We start from the raw sequence: 17,598 nt of genomic DNA, 5'->3' as shown, positions 1-17,598 counted from the left end.
TTCGATTATTCTTCATGTGGGATCCTCCTTTATGTGTGTTTGTTTTGACGACATCCGCATCATATCGGAGGATCCTTTTCTTTTCAAGAGGGGCAAAACTAATACGACAGGAATGCTCCTGCGGGATCTAAAGCCAAGGGTGAGACCCCGCAGGCGTAGACGAGGAGGCTCACCGGCTTCCCGCGGAAAGCGAAGTATATTTCAGGAGCGGTTTACGTCTGCCAACTATTTTTGTCGGGTTTTTTATTGGTCATTATTATAATAAAAACTGACAATTTTTTTAACATAATAAAAGCCAATGAAAAGGTAAGATTTATACCTTTCCATTGGCCTGTTTTTTTATTTTTTTGCGGTCATTTCACCGATGTATGGGTCTAGTGGTTGAATTTTTACTCCTTGGTAATAGTGGTTCACAATGTCCTTGTATGTGCCGCCTTCTTTTGCCATGCCGTCTGCTCCGTATTGGCTCATGCCAACTCCGTGTCCCCAGCCTCTTGTTTGAATGACAATTTCATTTCCTTGGCGTTGCCACTGGAAGTCACTTGAGTCAAGATTCAGCTTGTCACGAATATCTTTTCCGGTAAGCACTTTGCCATTAATCGTTGCTTTTGCGACGCGGTTTCCTTTCGTGCGTTCATTTATTGTTCCGACCGTGCCATCCTCAGGAAGGCTGACTCCTAGCTTCTCCTGAAACTCATTGACAGGTATTGATGTACGTGCTGTAAATCGTGGAGATTGCTGATCCCACGGGCTTTCGACGCTACGTAAATATGGGATCTCGTTGGCCCAATAATCCTCCGAGTTCTCTGTATAGCCGTTGCTCGTTGAGAAGAAAAGTGCATCGATTGGTTCATCTTCGTATGTTAGCACCTGGCCTTGTGTTGATAAAACGGCTTGCTCGATCCGCTTCATATTCATTTCATAATCATTACCCCATTGTTTCCTAAGCTCTTCTTCACTTTTATATACTTGATGGTCGACCGTATCAATCGTCACTGCCCCTTCTGGTACCTCAGTGGGCGGTGATAAAATTAACTTCACTAAATACGTTCTTGCCGTTAGTGCCTGAGCCTTTAGAGCTTCGACTTCAAAGCTGGCATTCATTTCTGAGGCTACAACCCCCATCACATACTTCTCAAGTGGGACTGTTTCAATCACCTCTTTTTGACTTCTAAATACAGCAACTGGCATATCCTGACTCGGATCATAGTCAGGGATGTCTGCAGCTAATAACTCTTGGCCTGCTGATTCTGTTGCTACTGTATTGTCAGAGGGAGAAACAAATAGAACAAGCATTGTTGGGATAAGTAGGACGACGGTGCAGAGAATGGTTGCTATAATTATGAGTCGCTTCATGTTTAGTCCTCCATTAATCGTTTGTCTAAGGAAGTATATGAGGACTAGTCGGGAAATAGAATCAGAAAATGGATAAATACCCAAGGTTTTTTACGGACATTGGTTCCGTTAACTACCCGTAAAAACAAGAAATTAAGTGTGGAGCGGACATTTAGTTCGTTATTTTGAGATAGAACTGTCATTTTTGGAGGTTTTATGTAAAATAACGGATCATATGTCCTTTAGAGTTTGAAGTTAGGCGCTTTAGACGAAAATAACGGATCTCATGTCCGTATAAAGTATGCCAACCCCAAAACATCAAAAAAACGCCTTTGAGAATCCATCTCTCAAAGGCGCTTTTCAAAAAGATCACAAACCGATCTTCAAAAAGATCACAAACCGATCTTTTTTTAAACTAAGTTCTCATTTAGATGTAGTGGTGCTGGTGCATCAAGGTTTTCGATTTCTTCTTCAACCTCTTCTTCAACGCGTTCGATATCGGCACCGACTGCTTGAAGCTTACCTGCTAAGTTCACGTAACCACGGTCAATATGCTTCAGCTCTGTCACACGTGTGACACCATCTGCGACAAGACCGGCTAGAATGAGAGCAGCACCTGCTCGAAGATCTGTTGCTGACACTTCAGCACCTTGAAGTTCACTTGGACCGGTAATGATCGCTGAACGTCCTTCAATCTTAATGTTAGAGTTCATACGACGAAACTCTTCTACATGCATAAAGCGATTTTCGAATACAGTCTCAGTAATGACACCTGTTCCGTTAGCACGCAGTAAAAGAGCCATCATTTGTGCCTGCATATCTGTTGGGAAGCCTGGGTGTGGCATTGTCTTAAGATCGACGGGCTTTAATGTCTCTGGACCGATAACACGAAGACCATTAGCCTCTTCGATAATCTCAACGCCCATTTCTCCCATTTTTGCGATAAGAGGTCTAAGGTGCTCAGAAAGGGCTCCTTCAATTAATAGGTTTCCTTTTGTAATCGCTGCGGCTACCATGAACGTTCCTGCTTCAATACGATCAGGAATAACCGTGTGCTTGCTACCAAGTAATTCATTTACACCTTCAATGCGAATCTCGCCTGTTCCTGCTCCACGTACCTTGGCACCCATTGCATTCAAGTAATTAGCCAAACAAACAATCTCTGGCTCTTCAGCAGCATTCTCAATGATCGTCATACCTTCTGCCATTGATGCTGCCATCATAATGTTTTCTGTTGCCCCAACACTTGGGAAATCAAGATAAATTTTCGCACCTTGAAGTCGCCCGTCAATTCGAGCTTCGATAAAACCATTTCCAATTTCAACAGTCGCACCCATAGCTTCAAAGCCTTTTAAGTGCTGATCAATTGGTCTTGAACCAATAGCACAACCACCAGGAAGAGCAATTCTTGCCTTTCCTACTCGTGCAAGTAATGGACCCATTACTAGAAATGAGGCTCTCATTTTACGCACATATTCAAAAGGCGCCTCTGTCTTAAGTGTATCCTCAGCATTTACTTTGAAGACACCCTCTTGATACTCAACGTCAATATTTAAGTTGCGTAAAACTTCTTTCATCGTGTATACATCTGCCAGTTCTGGCACATCATATATGTGGCTTGTGCCGCGGCCTGCTAAGATAGATGCAGCAATTACAGGTAAAACGGCATTCTTAGCCCCTTCAACCTTCACAGTGCCGCGTAGCTGGTTGCCACCCCGGACAATAATTTTTTCCAACGTATTCCCCTCCGCGTCTCTAAATTATAGTCTCTTCTCTACATCAATATTCACTCGTAATAATAGGCGTTCCTATTGTCACCGTTGTCCTTGAGCCCAATCCTTCATTTGTCCTTAAGGCAACTTGGACATTCATCTTACTTCCGTTCGTTTCGATGTACGGTTCCCATTCGGATTTGTAGGCAGAAAAGGAGACAAATCGATCTTCACTTAGCGCTTCAACTTTCTTCGCGCCCAATTTTGAAATTAAGTCAAATCCTTGTATTTCTATATCAGTTTCATTTGCATTCTTGTTTTCATGTGATGCTTGTATTTGAACATAGGCTTCTGCATGTTCTAAGCCAAGTTCATTAATACGGTCAACCACTAGTTCATTCAGCTCGTTCTCATCTTGAAGTTGTTCACTACCAAGTACCTTGTACGTCACCAATATTGTACGTTCCTTGGATTGAGGTAGAGAATAAGCAAAAAGCTGTATTGACTCTGTAACATGAAGGTCAGAATGTTGATATGTAAAATGGGCTACCCATTCCGTTCCTTTCGTTGATGCATCAACCTCTGTCCAATCACCAAGTTTGGTTGACCATTTGTTAACAAGTTCAATAAATTGTTGCTCTGAGTCAACAGTTACATCCTGCTGATCTCTTAATCGAACTTGCCAATCGTTCATGTCAAACCCTTCTTCTTCAGCTAATTGAAGAAACTCAGTTAGAGGCTGCTGATAACTTAGAGCGTCAGGAGCGGCACCTTGTGCATTTACATGTACATACCCAACCACCGATAAAACAAAACCAATTACAACCAATCGCCATATAGCCATTTTCGTTCTCCTCCCCAAGAAAACATGATTATTATCATTTTTACCAGGAGAAGAGTCTGCATACATGGAAGTTGTAGTCATCTCTCGACAAAAACCTCTACTCCCAAATATAACGGAGCATTTGAGAAGAGTTTAGGTAGTCAAGAAAGAATGAACTAACCAACTGAGCAATGGCAATCGTAACGATTATAGTGAGAACTTTCGCCCTCGTCCCATTTGGTTCCTTTACAAATAGATCAAATCGAAAAGATTGTAATGCCCACCATGTAACCGCAAGAAAAAAGACATTGACGACAATCGCTAACATCGCTTGTTGCCCAAATCCTTCAAGCATTATCATGACCCCTTTATCATCGATCTCTTTTTTTAACCTAATACATATTTTGTCGCAAGTTGTCAAATAACAAAGCAGACTATTTCATATTAACGGATTACTTGTGAAAAATCTATAGGTATTAAAAGCTATTTTCAAATAACTTCCATGCTATAAATTCTCACCATTTACAACTCTAACATGATACTGGAAGAAATACAGCCTAATTTTTTGAATTTTAGATGTCGGATCCATAGCTTATACACTCCAACATGTTCCAAACCAAGGCCACAGGCATATTTAGATAACATATAAAAACACTTTACATAATTTTAATAAGGTTCATATAGAAGGAAACTGAGAAATGAGGAGAGTTGCGATGGTGAGAAGCTTCGACTCCGCTACCGGGATGGGGGGCACGCTTTCCGCAGGAGGGCATGGAACTAACCGGCTTCGCCGGTGGATTTCCATATTGCCCTTATTTCCTGCAGGAGTCGGCCCACCCATCCCGTCCGCTTTGTAAAAGGAATAGCAGGAGTCCGATTTCTTTTCATTTATAGTCATAAGTACTAGACAGCTAAGACAGTAATTTCTAAAAAATTCAAAGACATGATGTTTGTTTTTATGGTTTAAACTAACCTATTGCAATGCAGAAATATCTACATTCTAACCACTCGCAAGCAAAACTACGTGATTTGATAATTCGTAATAATGATTCAAAAAAGAAGATAAGACAAAACTAGCGGATGAAATATACGTAGACTCCTGCGGGACCCAAAAGCCAAGGGTGAGACCCCGCAGTGCGAAGCACGAGGAGGCTCACCGGCTTCCCGCGGAAAGCGTAGTATATTTCAGGAGCGGTGTCCATACTATAACCTTTTGTCTGGGTTTGGGTCGATTCAGTACTTTTTCGCGACCACGTTATAGCCATAGCAAAAAAAAAACACCCACAAAGGGTGTCTTTTTCCTTATTTGCCTGAAACGTTTAAACGATTGATTGCTCGGCGTAGTGCCAGCTCTGCTCGTTTGTGATCAATTTCATCGGCTTTATTTTCGGATACACGTTTCTCGGCACGTTCTTTTGCTTGTCGTGCACGATCCACATCAATCCCTGAAGGCAACTCAGCTGCCTCTGCTAAAATCGTCACCTGATCTGGACGGACTTCTACAAACCCGCCACTCACAGCTACTTTTTCTACAGTGGTGCCTTTTTTCAAGCGCACTGCACCGATTGTTAACGGAGCAACCAACGAAATATGTCGAGGTAAGATTCCAAGTTCACCTTCAGTGGTAACGACACTAACCATGTCGACATCTCCGTCATACACTTTGCCATCAGGAGTTACAACATTGACATTTATTTGCATGTGAAACCCTCCTTACTAGCATTGAAAAGAGGGAGTGAATCCCTCTTTCGTGTTACGCCATTTGCTTTGCTTTTTCAATAACTTCTTCAATTTGACCAACAAGACGGAATGCATCTTCAGGAAGATCATCGTACTTCCCAGAAAGAATTTCCTTGAATCCTTTTAATGTCTCTTTAACTGGTACATATGAACCAGGTTGTCCAGTGAACTGTTCAGCTACGTGGAAGTTTTGAGACAAGAAGAATTGGACACGACGAGCACGGTGAACGACAAGCTTATCTTCTTCAGAAAGCTCATCCATACCTAAGATCGCAATAATATCTTGAAGCTCTTTATACTTTTGAAGCGTTGTTTGAACTTGACGAGCAACATTATAGTGTTCTTCTCCAACGATCTCAGGAGAAAGGGCACGTGATGTTGAAGCAAGTGGATCCACCGCAGGGTAGATACCCATCTCAGAAAGCTTACGCTCAAGGTTCGTCGTTGCATCTAAGTGAGCAAACGTCGTTGCAGGAGCTGGATCTGTATAGTCATCGGCAGGTACATAGATCGCTTGGATCGACGTTACTGAACCGATTTTAGTTGATGTAATACGCTCTTGTAATTGACCCATTTCCGTCGCAAGTGTTGGTTGGTAACCAACGGCAGATGGCATACGTCCAAGAAGGGCAGAAACCTCTGAACCAGCTTGCGTGAAGCGGAAGATGTTGTCAATGAACAGAAGAACGTCTTGACCATCTTGATCACGGAAATGCTCAGCCATTGTTAATCCAGAAAGAGCAACACGCATACGTGCACCAGGTGGCTCGTTCATTTGACCGAACACCATCGCTGTTTTCTTGATAACGCCTGAATCTGTCATTTCGTGGTAAAGGTCATTACCTTCACGTGTACGCTCACCAACACCAGCGAATACCGAGATACCACCGTGCTCTTGAGCGATATTGTTAATTAATTCTTGGATTAGAACGGTTTTACCTACACCCGCTCCTCCAAATAGACCAATCTTACCACCCTTAATGTATGGTGCAAGAAGGTCAACAACCTTAATTCCTGTTTCAAGAATTTCTGTTGTTGTAGAAAGCTCTTCAAACTTAGGAGCTTCACGGTGAATTGGACTGCGTTTTACACTTGCAGGAATAGGCTCATCTAAATCAATTGTTTCCCCAAGAACGTTGAATACTCGTCCAAGTGTTACTTCACCAACAGGTACAGAAATTGCTGAACCTGTATCTACTACAGCTGTGCCACGTACAAGACCGTCTGTAGAATCCATTGCAACCGTACGAACCGTATTGTCACCTAAATGAATTGCTACTTCAAGCGTTACGTTAACATCAACCGCATTGATTGCTTCGCCTTTTTGTTCAACACGTAAGGCATTATAGATTTCAGGTAATTGGCCATTATCGAACTTAACGTCGACAACCGGACCCATTACTTGAGTAATGCGACCTATATTCATTTTATTCCCTCCTAATGGCTTAGAGCCACATTTTTAGGATCTACTATGTTCTTGTAGAGAGAAGCTCCTAATGGGCTTCTCTTACCTATTTATTCTAGAGCAGCTGCCCCGCCGACAATCTCCGTAATTTCTTGTGTGATCGCCGCTTGACGAGCTCTGTTATAGACTAACGTTAAATCATCGATGAGAGCTGTAGCATTATCTGTTGCCGCACTCATTGCCGTCATACGAGCTCCAAATTCACTAGCCTTTGCATCTAGCAAGGCACCGAAAATGAGACTCTCTGCGTATTGTGGCAATAAACGTTCGAGAATGGCTTGCTCTGACGGTTCATATTCATAGCTAGTACTTGCTTTCGTACCCTCCGTTAAGTTGGTTAACGGTAAAAGCTTCGTCTCTGTTACTTCTTGAGTAATTGGACTGACAAAATGGTTATACCAAATGTATAGTTCATCAAACAAGCCGTCCGTGAACATATCAACCGTTGTCTTAGCAAGATTCTTGATCTCGTTAAACTCAGGTTGATCAGAAAGTCCAATAATTTCTTGAATAACAGGTAGATTACGCTTCTTGAATAAGTCTCGTCCGATACGACCCATTACAACAATGCCGTACTCATCAGGTGATTTATGACGTTCTTTAATTTTATTGAGAAGGGCACGCGTCAAACTAGCATTATATCCACCAGCTAGACCACGATCAGATGTAATAACGATATAACCTGTTTTCTTGACCGGACGCTCCTCGAGCATCGGATGAGAAACTTCTGTTTCAGAAGAGGCAATACTTCCTACAACCTCACGAATCTTTTCTGTATATGGTAGAAACGACTGAGCATTATTTTGTGCACGGTTCAGCTTAGCTGCTGAAACCATTTGCATTGCTTTTGTAATCTGCTTCGTCTTTTTCGTTGACGTAATTCGCCCTTTTATATCTCGCATTGAAGCCATGTTCGTTCACCACCTTTTTGAAAACTCAAGCATTATTATTTGCTAACAGTAAACCCTTTTTTGAACTCTTCGATGGCAGCCTTGAATTCGCTGTCTTCTGGAAGGTTTCCAGTAGTACGAATGCCTTCAAGAAGCTCTTTCTTGTTGTGGTCAAAATATGTGAACATTTCTGACTCAAAACGAAGAACGTCTTGAACTGGGATATCATCTAAGAATCCTTTTGTTAATGCGTAAATAATTGTTACTTGTTTTTCAACAGGTAATGGTTGATGCAAGCCTTGCTTTAATACTTCAACTGTACGTTGACCACGGTTTAGCTTCGCTTGTGTTGCACGGTCAAGGTCAGATCCAAATTGAGCAAATGCTTCAAGCTCACGATACGCCGCTAAATCTAGACGTAATGTACCAGAAACCTTCTTCATTGCTTTGATTTGTGCTGAACCCCCAACACGTGATACAGAAAGACCAGCGTTAACCGCAGGACGAACACCAGAATAGAATAGATCTGATTGCAAGAAGATCTGACCATCTGTGATCGAGATTACGTTTGTTGGAATATATGCTGATACGTCACCTGCTTGTGTCTCAATGAAAGGAAGTGCAGTGATTGAACCGCCACCCTTTGCATCACTTAACTTCGCAGCACGCTCAAGTAAACGAGAATGTAAGTAGAATACATCCCCTGGGAATGCCTCACGACCTGGAGGACGACGAAGTAATAGAGAAAGCTCACGGTAAGCAGAAGCTTGCTTCGTTAAGTCATCATAGATCACTAGAACATGCTTTCCGTTATACATGAATTCCTCACCCATTGATACTCCTGTATATGGTGCTAGGAATAGCATTGGAGCTGGATCAGATGCACCAGCAGATACAACGATTGTGTAGTCAAGAGCACCACGCTTACGAAGTGTTTCAACAACACCTGCAACCGTTGATTCCTTTTGACCAATCGCGACATAGATACAAATCATGTCTTGGTCTTTTTGATTCAAAATCGTATCAATTGCGATCGCTGTTTTACCTGTTTGACGGTCACCGATGATTAACTCACGTTGACCACGGCCAATTGGTACCATTGTATCGATTGATTTAATCCCTGTTTGAAGTGGCTCATGTACTGACTTACGATCCATTACTCCAGGTGCTTTATATTCGATTGGACGTGTTTTTGATGTTGCAATCGGACCTAGACCATCAATTGGTTGTCCAAGTGGATTGACGACACGACCAAGTAATTCTTCCCCTACAGGTACTTCCATGATACGACCAGTACGCTTTACCTCGTCGCCTTCACGGATGTCTGAAAATGGGCCAAGGATAATAATCCCGATGTTATTCTCCTCAAGGTTCTGAGCCATCCCCATAACCCCGTTTGAGAATTCAAGAAGTTCACCAGCCATGACGTTTTCAAGACCATGAGCAAGTGCGATACCGTCACCAACACGGATAACTGTACCTACATCTTGTACTTGAACATCAGACTGAAAATTTTCAATCTGCTGTTTAATGAGAGAGCTAATTTCCTCTGGTTTGATGCTCATTTCTTTCACCCCTATCTTCGATTAGCGTGTTCCGGCAATAAGTTGACGCTGCATGCGGTCAAGCTGCGCCTTAACACTACCGTCATAAATGCGATCTCCAATTCGGATCTTGATGCCTCCGACTAGCTCTGGATCAACGACATTTTTCACTTCAAGATGCTTTTTGCCTGCTTTCTTAGCAAATAGCTTCACAATATGTGCTTGTTCACTTGCTTCTAAAGGCTTCACAGAATAGACAATTGCTTCTGCCTTGTCTTGAGCTTCATATGAAAGCTCTTTGAATTTATTAATTAATGGAACGAGAATATCCGTTCTTTTACGTTCTATTAAGAGGTAGATCGTATGAAGGCTAGCTTCGCTTAGTGCTCCGCCAAAGCTTTCTTGAATAAAGACTCGTTTCTTTTCAAGCGTGATTTTTGGATGGACTAAGAATTGGATAAATTCAGGAGTAGATTCGATAACTGTCTTAAGTAATTGAAGTTCATCGTTGACCTGTTCAAGTGTCTTTTGCTCTTTCGCCACTTGAAATAGAGCGTCTGCATAACGATTCGCTACTGTTAAATTACTCATAGCTTTTCGCCTACTTCTTTAAGATACTCTTCAACCAATTTGCTTTGTTCTTTTTCATCCAATTCCTTTTCAATAACCTTTGATGCGATTAATACAGAAAGGGTAGCTGTTTGTTCGCGAAGAGTCGCAACAGCTTGTTCTTTTTCACGTTGAATTTCAGCCAAGGCTGAATCTTTAAGACGCTCAGCATTTTCACGTGCTTGTGCTAGAATATCTTGACCTTGTTGTTCGCTAAGCTTTTTCGCTTGTTGAATAATCTCATGCGCCTCAGCCTTTGCCTTTTCAAGCTCTTTAGACTGGTTTGCAATAAGAGCTTCAGCCTCTTTACGAGTTCTTTCAGCTGAATCAAGATTATCATTGACGATCTGCTCACGCTTCTCCATAACACCCATTAACGGTCTAAGAGCAAACTTATTTAGGAAAATGAGAAGTACGATGAAGGCTGCTAGTTGGTAAAAAACTGATCCCCAAGGTATTACCACTTCGATTCACTCCTTTCTTGGATGTGAAAATCACTCAATTATTTATTTGAAACTTTCTTACATTTCTAGTTATACACAAGGAATGGCGAAGGTTCTAACTGAACACAGTCGCCATTTCTTGTGCGTTCCCATCACGAGATATAAATGATGCTATTATACGAAGATCAAGATGAAAGCTACAACGATTGCCATGATTGGCACGGCTTCCGCAAGAGGGACACCAATGAACATAAGAGTTTGTAGTGGACCACGTAGTTCTGGTTGACGAGTTGTACCTTCGATTGTTGCTTTAACGATTAACGCTACTGCGATTGCTCCCCCAATTGCTGCAAGACCTGCTCCAATAGCTGCTCCTAATAATGCGAGTTCCATAATTTGTTTCCTCCTAAGAATTGTTTGTATTATTTTTTATGAAAAATGTCCAATAAGGACGTTGTTACAACATTTTAATGATGTTCAACTTTATGTGCCATGTAAACCATCGCAAGCATAGCGAATATGTATGCTTGAAGTGCCCCGATAAACAAACCGAAAGCTTGCCATACCATTGTCGGTAGAAAGGCTCCAAAAAGCCCGATTGCCCCTGATGTACCTAGTCCAACAAGAAGCACCATGAGGATTTCTTTTGCATAGATATTACCGAAGAGTCGCATTCCAAGTGTTAATGTGTTAGCGAATTCCTCAATAATTTTGAATGGTAGTAGAAACGGTACTGGACGAACATAGTCCTTGAAATACTCGCCTACCCCTCTCTCTCTAATTCCATAATAATGTGTCATTATGATTACAAGCGCTGCCATTCCTATTGTTAAAGCAGGGTCGGCAGTTGGTGATTTCCACCATACTTCATGCGTCTTATAATTGACAATCTCAAAAGGAATCCCTAGCATATTCGCAACAAATACGAAGAACAAAAGCGTAAAGGCAAGTCCGGTAAACTGCTTACCAACCTTCCAACTCATGTTTGCTTTGATGATTCCACGAATGAAATCAATGACCCATTCAAGGAAATTCTGTAAACCACTCGGTCTCATTGCTAGTTTTCTTGTTCCAAAGAAGCAAATGAAGAACACGATTAGACAGGTAACAGTTGTCATAAGCACTGTTGACATATTAAATGTCAGCCCGAAGTAATCTCTCATAGGAGAAATATGATCCATTAAATTCTCACCTCTTTCTACCAAATTCAAGTAACATATCAGCCATGATAATGAAATACATAAGTGCTAACCCTATAATGACTGAGATAAGATCCAACCGTTCTGGGAATACAAGTGCTAGCCAAACCCCAAAGAGGACAATACTAATTCTTATTGCAAATCCAAATCCAGCCAGTGCATAAGAAAAGATAGAATAACGTTTCTCACCAGTTGTATTTGTTGCAATAAGCGTTTTGCTATAAGTTGTCCATTGATTGAAGAAACTTAGGGAAAGACCAACGATTAAACCGAGGAATTGAGGTTGGAGCGGGCTTGTCAGATATCCTATCATAAATAATATCATAAGACCTGCAACGATTACGACATAAACTTTCATTTTCTGCCCAATATTTGTCACTCTTTACCGTCTCCTAAAAAAGGTTGAACCGTCTTATACACACCGTAAAACCCCATACCAAGTCCCAACAAAAGAAAAAAGACAAGGAAAAAGGGCTTAAACCCGAACTGATCTCCTAACCAAAGGCCAAGAAAGACCCCTCCGACAGTGCCACCAACGACATAAGATGAAATCGTCGATACTAAAGCCATAGCACGCCAAGGACTTCGTTTGCCATTAGACATCCATTTTCCTCCTCAACTTTTGTTGAGCTACAAGAATATGTAAACCTTATCATCATATCCTTTGTAATCGTACAATAGGGAAAACCTTGTGTCAATGCCGTTTTCCCACAGTTTCCCACAGCTTGTATAACTGTTCACATATCTGTCAAAAACGACCCTTGAATTTTAGGGTGCTTCCATGTCCTCGGATTCATTTTTTCACTTAATGAATGGAAATTATACATGTGGTTTATTATTTATGTTTTTGTATAGTAAAGGGTATTAGTGAGAGGAGGAATAGCCAAGCGGGGACGCTTCGGCTTCGCTACCGGGATGGGGGGCACGCTTTCCGCAGGAGGGCATGGAACTAACTGGCTTCGCCAGTGGATTTCCATTTTGCCCTTATTTCCTGCAGGAGTCGGCCCACCCATCCCGTCCGCTTAGTAAGAGCGGGGAGGATGACTAACTTCTTAATATTATAAAACCTCTAATGACTTTCTCCGGTTACTTTTGAATACCTCCAGTAATGGAAAGTGTACGAAAATAAAGAAACCGCCCATGATCTTAAAGGCGGTTTCTTTATGAATTGCGAGAATGAGACATAGCTAAAGTGTCTAACTGAAATACCGAACAAAGCAATTACGTAGCGGATGAAATATACGTAGACTCCTGCGGGACACAAAGCCAAGGGTGAGACCCCGCAGGCGTAGACGAGGAGGCTCACCGGCTTCCCGCGGAAAGCGAAGTATATTTCAGGAGCGGCTTACATCCGCCATCTACCATTGTTTCAATTTTTCCACTTTTGTCCCAATCTCTTCTCTATTCACTTAATTCTCTTGCTTACGTGGCGGTAACGTTGCACCTAAAATGATTGTCGCTTCTAGCGTATCCTCTTTCCCGTCCTTAACCGCATAGACTAACGCCTTATACGGTCCATCTGGTAAATCAGGTCTAAACCAATCTCCTCCGACCATGCCACGTCCAACATTGTACTTAACATCGATAAATTGTATGAACTCGAATGTATCAGGATCATATAGAGCAATTCCCATTTCTTCTGCTCCACCTGGCAAATACAATTCGTAGCGATACTCATTTTCTCGATCACCGACACCAAAATTAAATGCCATCACTCTTGGATAGCTCGGCTCCTCGATAAAAAACACATACGGAATTTGGATCGGCTCGGGACCACCTTCAATTATGATATCACCATGATGAATCCCTTCTTCAAGTACAGCAGGGAATAAATCAAGTTCAATTTCTACTTCCTCTGACTCACCTGGTTTAAGCTCGATTGCAAATGGGATCTTCCATTGCAAACCATCAGGCAGTTCAAACGGTGGTTTGACATGGTATGTCCTTGTTACATCATCGTGATTTTCTAATGTGAATGACACCCGTCTGCGCTCTCTTGGATCGGTTTTTGACCATTTCCCAAAGGTCAGTGTTGCTGGATATGCTAATGTTTTGACAGCAAGTGCTTTGTCGACCTGAAGCCTTCCAGCCCCTTGTTCGTAAGGGAGATACTTTTCGCCATCTTCATCGACAAGCTTTTTTGCTGTATTCATTAAGGCTGCCTTCACTTGATCTGGTGTCCAGTCTGGGTGTGCTTGCTTTACAAGGGCAGCTGCTCCTGCAACATGCGGGGCTGACATACTTGTTCCGTTCAAGCCAAGATAGCTATCATTTGGTACGGTGCTATCAATTGATACACCGGGTGCGACAATGTCTGGCTTCACTTCCCATGTCTGAGTAACAGGACCTCTTGAGCTAAATGGTGCGATGAAATCCTCTTCATGACGGTAAATCGTGCGGATGAAGCCTTCTTTCTTTGACTTTTCCATTTGCTGCTGGAGCCATTCCCCGTCTTCCTTTGTCACACTCACGACAGGTATTTTCGCCCCCTGCTCAATCGCCCCAACAAATGCACCAGGCAAGTTATTGTAAATAATAACTGCTTCTGCCTCAGCACTTTGGGCATATGATACTTTTTCAGAAAATGGAATCATCCCACGCTCTAGAAGAACGATTTTCCCTCTTGCATCAAGCTCCTTCCAATCCTCTTCAAGCCCATAACCACCATCAACCACTTCAAAATCACGCTTAAGGTTCCAAGGTAAGGCTCCTGCCATTTGAAACAAGGTCAGCTCCTTATCCTCTCCGATAAATGTCACATAAGGTGTATTGATTGGCGGAGCAGAGGCACCGACTGAAATCGCCCTTGTTGACGTACCAGGTGAACCTACCGTCCACATTTTCGGTCCACTATTCCCATTTGACGTGACTGCGACAACACCCGCTTCTACAGCCTTATCTAAAGCGATACTTGTCGGCCAGTCTGGACCATTCACCGTATTACCTAGCGAGAGATTAATGACGTCGACTTCATCCTCTACTGCCTTCTCAATCGCTTCGATCACCTGCTCTGTCGTACCAGATCCGCCTGGACCTAGAGCACGATAGGCATACAGCTCTGCCTCAGGAGCAACGCCCTTAACCTGTCCATTCGCTGCGATGATTCCCGACACATGCGTACCGTGCAATGTCGGTAGACCTTGAGACGCAATTGTCTCCATTGGGTCATTATCATAATCAACAAGGTCGTATCCACCCTTATAATTTCGTTTCAGGTCTGGATGATTATAATCAATCCCTGTATCAATAACCGCGACTTTGACTCCTTTTCCTGTTAACCGTTCCCCGTCGGCATCACGCATATCCCTGCTATGATCTGCACCAATGAACGGGACACTTCCATCTAAATTTGCTGTATATTCAACCACTCTATCGACACGTTCAATTTCTTCAATTCCCTGTAACAGATCAAGATCTCCCTCTTTAAGCTCAAGTGAAAAACCATTCAACAATGTTTTGAATCTTTTTCTAATTTCACTTGTTGGGATCAAGCTACTCACTTCCATCGCTACATCTTCCATTTCCCCTTTAGTTGTAACGATGACAACAATCCTCTTATCAAGGTTCTCTTCCTGTTTAGGTTGCGGAATGTCTGGATACATGGCAGCTTGAGCGGCGTTCAAACTGACACTACTCATCATCACAAATATAAGTAAGCATGCACATAATTTATTCATATCCATCTCCTCCACCAATTCTCATATGCAAATAGTATGGAGCAATTGTTCCAAAAAAATGTATTGATTCTCATTGGATACGATTTTGAAAATAAAAAAAAGAGCACGGACATGATCCGCACTCTACCCACTTATTTTGTTCCAAACAGACGATCACCGGCATCGCCTAGACCAGGAACAATATAGCCTTTTTCATTTAATTTCTCGTCTAGTGCTGCAAGATAAATATCAACATCTGGATGAGCTTCTTGAACAGCTTGAACACCCTCAGGAGCCGCGACTAGACACATTAATTTAATCGTTGTAGCCCCGCGCTTTTTAATGCTTGTGATCGCATCAATTGCCGAACCGCCTGTTGCAAGCATTGGGTCAATCACAATTAATTCACGTTCGTTAACATCAGTTGGAAGTTTCACGTAGTACTCTACTGGCTTCAATGTTTCAGGATCACGGTAAAGACCAACATGGCCTACTTTTGCAGCTGGAATCATTCTAAGAATACCGTCTACCATTCCGAGACCTGCACGAAGAATTGGCACTAACCCAAGCTTTTTCCCTGCAATTGTCTTTGACTTCGCTGTCCCTACTGGCGTCTCTACTGTGACATCCTGTGTTGGAAGATCACGTGTAATTTCAAATGCCATCAGACCAGCCACTTCGTCAACTAACTCACGGAATTCCTTCGTCCCTGTTGCCTTATCACGGATATACGTTAATTTGTGCTGAATTAATGGGTGATCAAATACAAACACTTTACTCATGCTTTTTTGCTCCTTCGATTTTCGGACTTCTACATTACTCTTTGAAATTCTACAAAAAAAACAAGCCTGATTCAACCTATAGCTCCAATTTCACGAAAAAAAGCCGAGCACTCGCTCGACTTTTTCATCTTAAAGATGTGTATACATTGGGAATTTCGCTGTTAGAGCCGTAACTCTTTCGCTTACTTCCGCTAATTTCTCTTTGTTATCAACATTTTTCAAAGTCAATGCAATAAGAGCACCGATCTCATCCATCGCTTCCTCGTCGAAGCCACGTGATGTCACAGCAGCTGTACCGATACGGATACCACTTGTCACAAATGGGCTTTGCGGATCAAACGGAATTGTGTTTTTATTCGTTGTAATTCCTACTTCATCAAGGGCATGCTCCGCTACTTTTCCTGTAAGCTCTAGTGAACGCAGGTCAAGAAGTAGCAAGTGATTATCAGAACCACCAGACACAAGGTCAATTCCTTCGCTCTTTAGCTTTTCGCCAAGACGCTTAGAGTTGTTAATAATCGCTTGTCCATATTCCTTAAATTCCGGTGTAAGTACTTCGCCAAATGCAACTGCCTTCGCAGAAATAACATGCATTAACGGGCCACCTTGGATTCCAGGGAAAATTGACTTATCAATCTTCTTACCGAATTCCTCGTGACAAAGAATCATCCCACCACGTGGTCCACGTAGTGTTTTATGTGTAGTTGTTGTAACAAAATGAGCGTGCTCAACCGGATTTTGGTGAAGGCCTGCAGCAACAAGTCCTGCAATATGAGCCATATCAACCATTAGATAGGCACCAACCTCATCCGCGATCTCACGGAACTTAGCGAAATCAATTGCTCTTGGATACGCACTAGCACCAGCAACAATTAATTTAGGCTTATGCTCATGAGCAAGCTTACGTACAACATCATAATCAAGTAATTGTGTTTCCTTATCGACTCCGTACTCAACAAAGTTGTATTGGACTCCACTGAAGTTTACTGGGCTTCCGTGAGTTAAATGTCCACCATGGGATAAGTTCATACCAAGTACTGTATCGCCTTGCTCTAAAATCGTGAAGTAAACGGCCATGTTAGCTTGTGCACCAGAGTGCGGTTGAACATTGACATACTCAGCTCCAAAAATTTCTTTTGCACGGTCACGAGCGATATCCTCTACGATATCAACATACTCACAACCTCCGTAATAACGACGACCAGGATAACCTTCTGCGTACTTGTTTGTTAAAACAGACCCTTGAGCTTCCATAACAGCTGGGCTTACAAAGTTTTCCGAAGCAATGAGTTCAATTTTATCTCTCTGACGTCCTAACTCTAGTTGGATAGCCTCAAATACTTTCGGGTCTTGCGTTTTTAATGAATTCATCTCCATTCCCCTTCCAATCTTTATCTTTC

Annotated in this window: 17 protein-coding genes; all 17 read right to left on the bottom strand. The window is 42.3% G+C overall.

Annotated features, from left to right (window positions below):
* Positions 1 to 339: 339 nt before the first annotated feature.
* Positions 340 to 1,356, bottom strand: coding sequence for a stage II sporulation protein D (gene spoIID / locus J7W16_RS16870; protein WP_210598640.1), 1,017 nt, complete (start codon positions 1,354 to 1,356; stop codon positions 340 to 342).
* A 389-nt stretch (positions 1,357 to 1,745) separates the two neighbouring features.
* On the bottom strand, positions 1,746 to 3,071 hold the full coding sequence (gene murA / locus J7W16_RS16865; RefSeq protein WP_210598639.1) for a UDP-N-acetylglucosamine 1-carboxyvinyltransferase: 1,326 nt from the start codon (positions 3,069 to 3,071) through the stop codon (positions 1,746 to 1,748).
* A gap of 43 nt (positions 3,072 to 3,114) precedes the next feature.
* Positions 3,115 to 3,891 (bottom strand): YwmB family TATA-box binding protein, encoded by a 777-nt coding sequence (locus J7W16_RS16860; RefSeq protein ID WP_210598638.1) that lies wholly within the window; start codon positions 3,889 to 3,891, stop codon positions 3,115 to 3,117.
* A gap of 97 nt (positions 3,892 to 3,988) precedes the next feature.
* Entirely contained in the window at positions 3,989 to 4,225 is a 237-nt protein-coding gene (locus J7W16_RS16855) for a DUF1146 family protein (RefSeq protein WP_210598637.1), read from the bottom strand.
* Positions 4,226 to 5,172: 947 nt separating this feature from the next.
* Complete coding sequence (locus tag J7W16_RS16850; protein ID WP_210598636.1) at positions 5,173 to 5,571, bottom strand: F0F1 ATP synthase subunit epsilon; 399 nt, start codon at positions 5,569 to 5,571, stop codon at positions 5,173 to 5,175.
* A gap of 52 nt (positions 5,572 to 5,623) precedes the next feature.
* Positions 5,624 to 7,036 carry a F0F1 ATP synthase subunit beta gene (gene atpD / locus J7W16_RS16845; RefSeq protein WP_210598635.1) on the bottom strand — a complete coding sequence of 471 codons (1,413 nt, stop codon included), beginning with the start codon at positions 7,034 to 7,036 and terminating at the stop codon, positions 5,624 to 5,626.
* Between the two features lie 89 nt (positions 7,037 to 7,125).
* Positions 7,126 to 7,986, bottom strand: a complete 861-nt coding sequence (gene atpG, locus J7W16_RS16840; protein WP_210598634.1) for an ATP synthase F1 subunit gamma — start codon at positions 7,984 to 7,986, stop codon at positions 7,126 to 7,128.
* Between the two features lie 35 nt (positions 7,987 to 8,021).
* Positions 8,022 to 9,530: a F0F1 ATP synthase subunit alpha gene (atpA, locus tag J7W16_RS16835; protein WP_210598633.1), complete on the bottom strand. Its 1,509-nt coding sequence runs from the start codon at positions 9,528 to 9,530 to the stop codon at positions 8,022 to 8,024.
* Positions 9,531 to 9,551: 21 nt separating this feature from the next.
* Positions 9,552 to 10,100 (bottom strand): F0F1 ATP synthase subunit delta, encoded by a 549-nt coding sequence (locus J7W16_RS16830; protein WP_210598632.1) that lies wholly within the window; start codon positions 10,098 to 10,100, stop codon positions 9,552 to 9,554.
* The gene (gene atpF, locus J7W16_RS16825; protein ID WP_419095850.1) at positions 10,097 to 10,582 is read right to left on the bottom strand and encodes a F0F1 ATP synthase subunit B; all 486 of its coding nucleotides are present in this window, start codon (positions 10,580 to 10,582) and stop codon (positions 10,097 to 10,099) included. The genes J7W16_RS16830 and atpF overlap by 4 nt, the downstream gene beginning before the upstream one ends.
* A gap of 153 nt (positions 10,583 to 10,735) precedes the next feature.
* Positions 10,736 to 10,954, bottom strand: coding sequence for a F0F1 ATP synthase subunit C (atpE, locus tag J7W16_RS16820; protein ID WP_210598631.1), 219 nt, complete (start codon positions 10,952 to 10,954; stop codon positions 10,736 to 10,738).
* Positions 10,955 to 11,028: 74 nt separating this feature from the next.
* The gene (gene atpB, locus J7W16_RS16815) at positions 11,029 to 11,742 is read right to left on the bottom strand and encodes a F0F1 ATP synthase subunit A (protein ID WP_210598630.1); all 714 of its coding nucleotides are present in this window, start codon (positions 11,740 to 11,742) and stop codon (positions 11,029 to 11,031) included.
* 7 nt (positions 11,743 to 11,749) lie between these two features.
* Complete coding sequence (locus J7W16_RS16810) at positions 11,750 to 12,139, bottom strand: ATP synthase subunit I (RefSeq protein WP_210598629.1); 390 nt, start codon at positions 12,137 to 12,139, stop codon at positions 11,750 to 11,752.
* Positions 12,136 to 12,363, bottom strand: coding sequence for an AtpZ/AtpI family protein (locus tag J7W16_RS16805; protein WP_210598628.1), 228 nt, complete (start codon positions 12,361 to 12,363; stop codon positions 12,136 to 12,138). The genes J7W16_RS16810 and J7W16_RS16805 overlap by 4 nt, the downstream gene beginning before the upstream one ends.
* Before the next feature lie 806 nt (positions 12,364 to 13,169).
* Positions 13,170 to 15,437, bottom strand: coding sequence for a S8 family serine peptidase (locus J7W16_RS16800; protein ID WP_210598627.1), 2,268 nt, complete (start codon positions 15,435 to 15,437; stop codon positions 13,170 to 13,172).
* Positions 15,438 to 15,568: 131 nt separating this feature from the next.
* Positions 15,569 to 16,198, bottom strand: a complete 630-nt coding sequence (gene upp / locus J7W16_RS16795; RefSeq protein WP_210598626.1) for a uracil phosphoribosyltransferase — start codon at positions 16,196 to 16,198, stop codon at positions 15,569 to 15,571.
* A 129-nt stretch (positions 16,199 to 16,327) separates the two neighbouring features.
* Positions 16,328 to 17,569, bottom strand: coding sequence for a serine hydroxymethyltransferase (gene glyA, locus J7W16_RS16790; protein WP_210598625.1), 1,242 nt, complete (start codon positions 17,567 to 17,569; stop codon positions 16,328 to 16,330).
* Positions 17,570 to 17,598: the final 29 nt, after the last annotated feature.

Origin of the sequence: Halalkalibacter suaedae, from assembly GCF_017939705.1 — a bacterium.
Taxonomy (GTDB): domain Bacteria; phylum Bacillota; class Bacilli; order Bacillales; family Bacillaceae_D; genus Halalkalibacter; species Halalkalibacter suaedae.
The sequence above is the reverse complement of the archived record's forward strand: the minus strand, read 5'-3'. Positions and strand labels throughout refer to the sequence as shown.

Bases quoted from the DNA above. Each gene is read 5' to 3' on its own strand.
- spoIID (WP_210598640.1), bottom strand. From the start codon at position 1,356: ATGAAGCGACTCATAATTATAGCAACCATTCTCTGCACCGTCGTCCTA.
- J7W16_RS16800 (WP_210598627.1), bottom strand. From the start codon at position 15,437: ATGAATAAATTATGTGCATGCTTACTTATATTTGTGATGATGAGTAGT.
- atpB (WP_210598630.1), bottom strand. From the start codon at position 11,742: ATGGATCATATTTCTCCTATGAGAGATTACTTCGGGCTGACATTTAAT.
- J7W16_RS16830 (WP_210598632.1), bottom strand. From the start codon at position 10,100: ATGAGTAATTTAACAGTAGCGAATCGTTATGCAGACGCTCTATTTCAA.
- J7W16_RS16860 (WP_210598638.1), bottom strand. From the start codon at position 3,891: ATGGCTATATGGCGATTGGTTGTAATTGGTTTTGTTTTATCGGTGGTT.
- J7W16_RS16805 (WP_210598628.1), bottom strand. From the start codon at position 12,363: ATGTCTAATGGCAAACGAAGTCCTTGGCGTGCTATGGCTTTAGTATCG.
- atpE (WP_210598631.1), bottom strand. From the start codon at position 10,954: ATGGAACTCGCATTATTAGGAGCAGCTATTGGAGCAGGTCTTGCAGCA.
- atpA (WP_210598633.1), bottom strand. From the start codon at position 9,530: ATGAGCATCAAACCAGAGGAAATTAGCTCTCTCATTAAACAGCAGATT.
- J7W16_RS16850 (WP_210598636.1), bottom strand. From the start codon at position 5,571: ATGCAAATAAATGTCAATGTTGTAACTCCTGATGGCAAAGTGTATGAC.
- atpG (WP_210598634.1), bottom strand. From the start codon at position 7,986: ATGGCTTCAATGCGAGATATAAAAGGGCGAATTACGTCAACGAAAAAG.
- glyA (WP_210598625.1), bottom strand. From the start codon at position 17,569: ATGAATTCATTAAAAACGCAAGACCCGAAAGTATTTGAGGCTATCCAA.
- J7W16_RS16855 (WP_210598637.1), bottom strand. From the start codon at position 4,225: ATGCTTGAAGGATTTGGGCAACAAGCGATGTTAGCGATTGTCGTCAAT.
- atpD (WP_210598635.1), bottom strand. From the start codon at position 7,036: ATGAATATAGGTCGCATTACTCAAGTAATGGGTCCGGTTGTCGACGTT.
- upp (WP_210598626.1), bottom strand. From the start codon at position 16,198: ATGAGTAAAGTGTTTGTATTTGATCACCCATTAATTCAGCACAAATTA.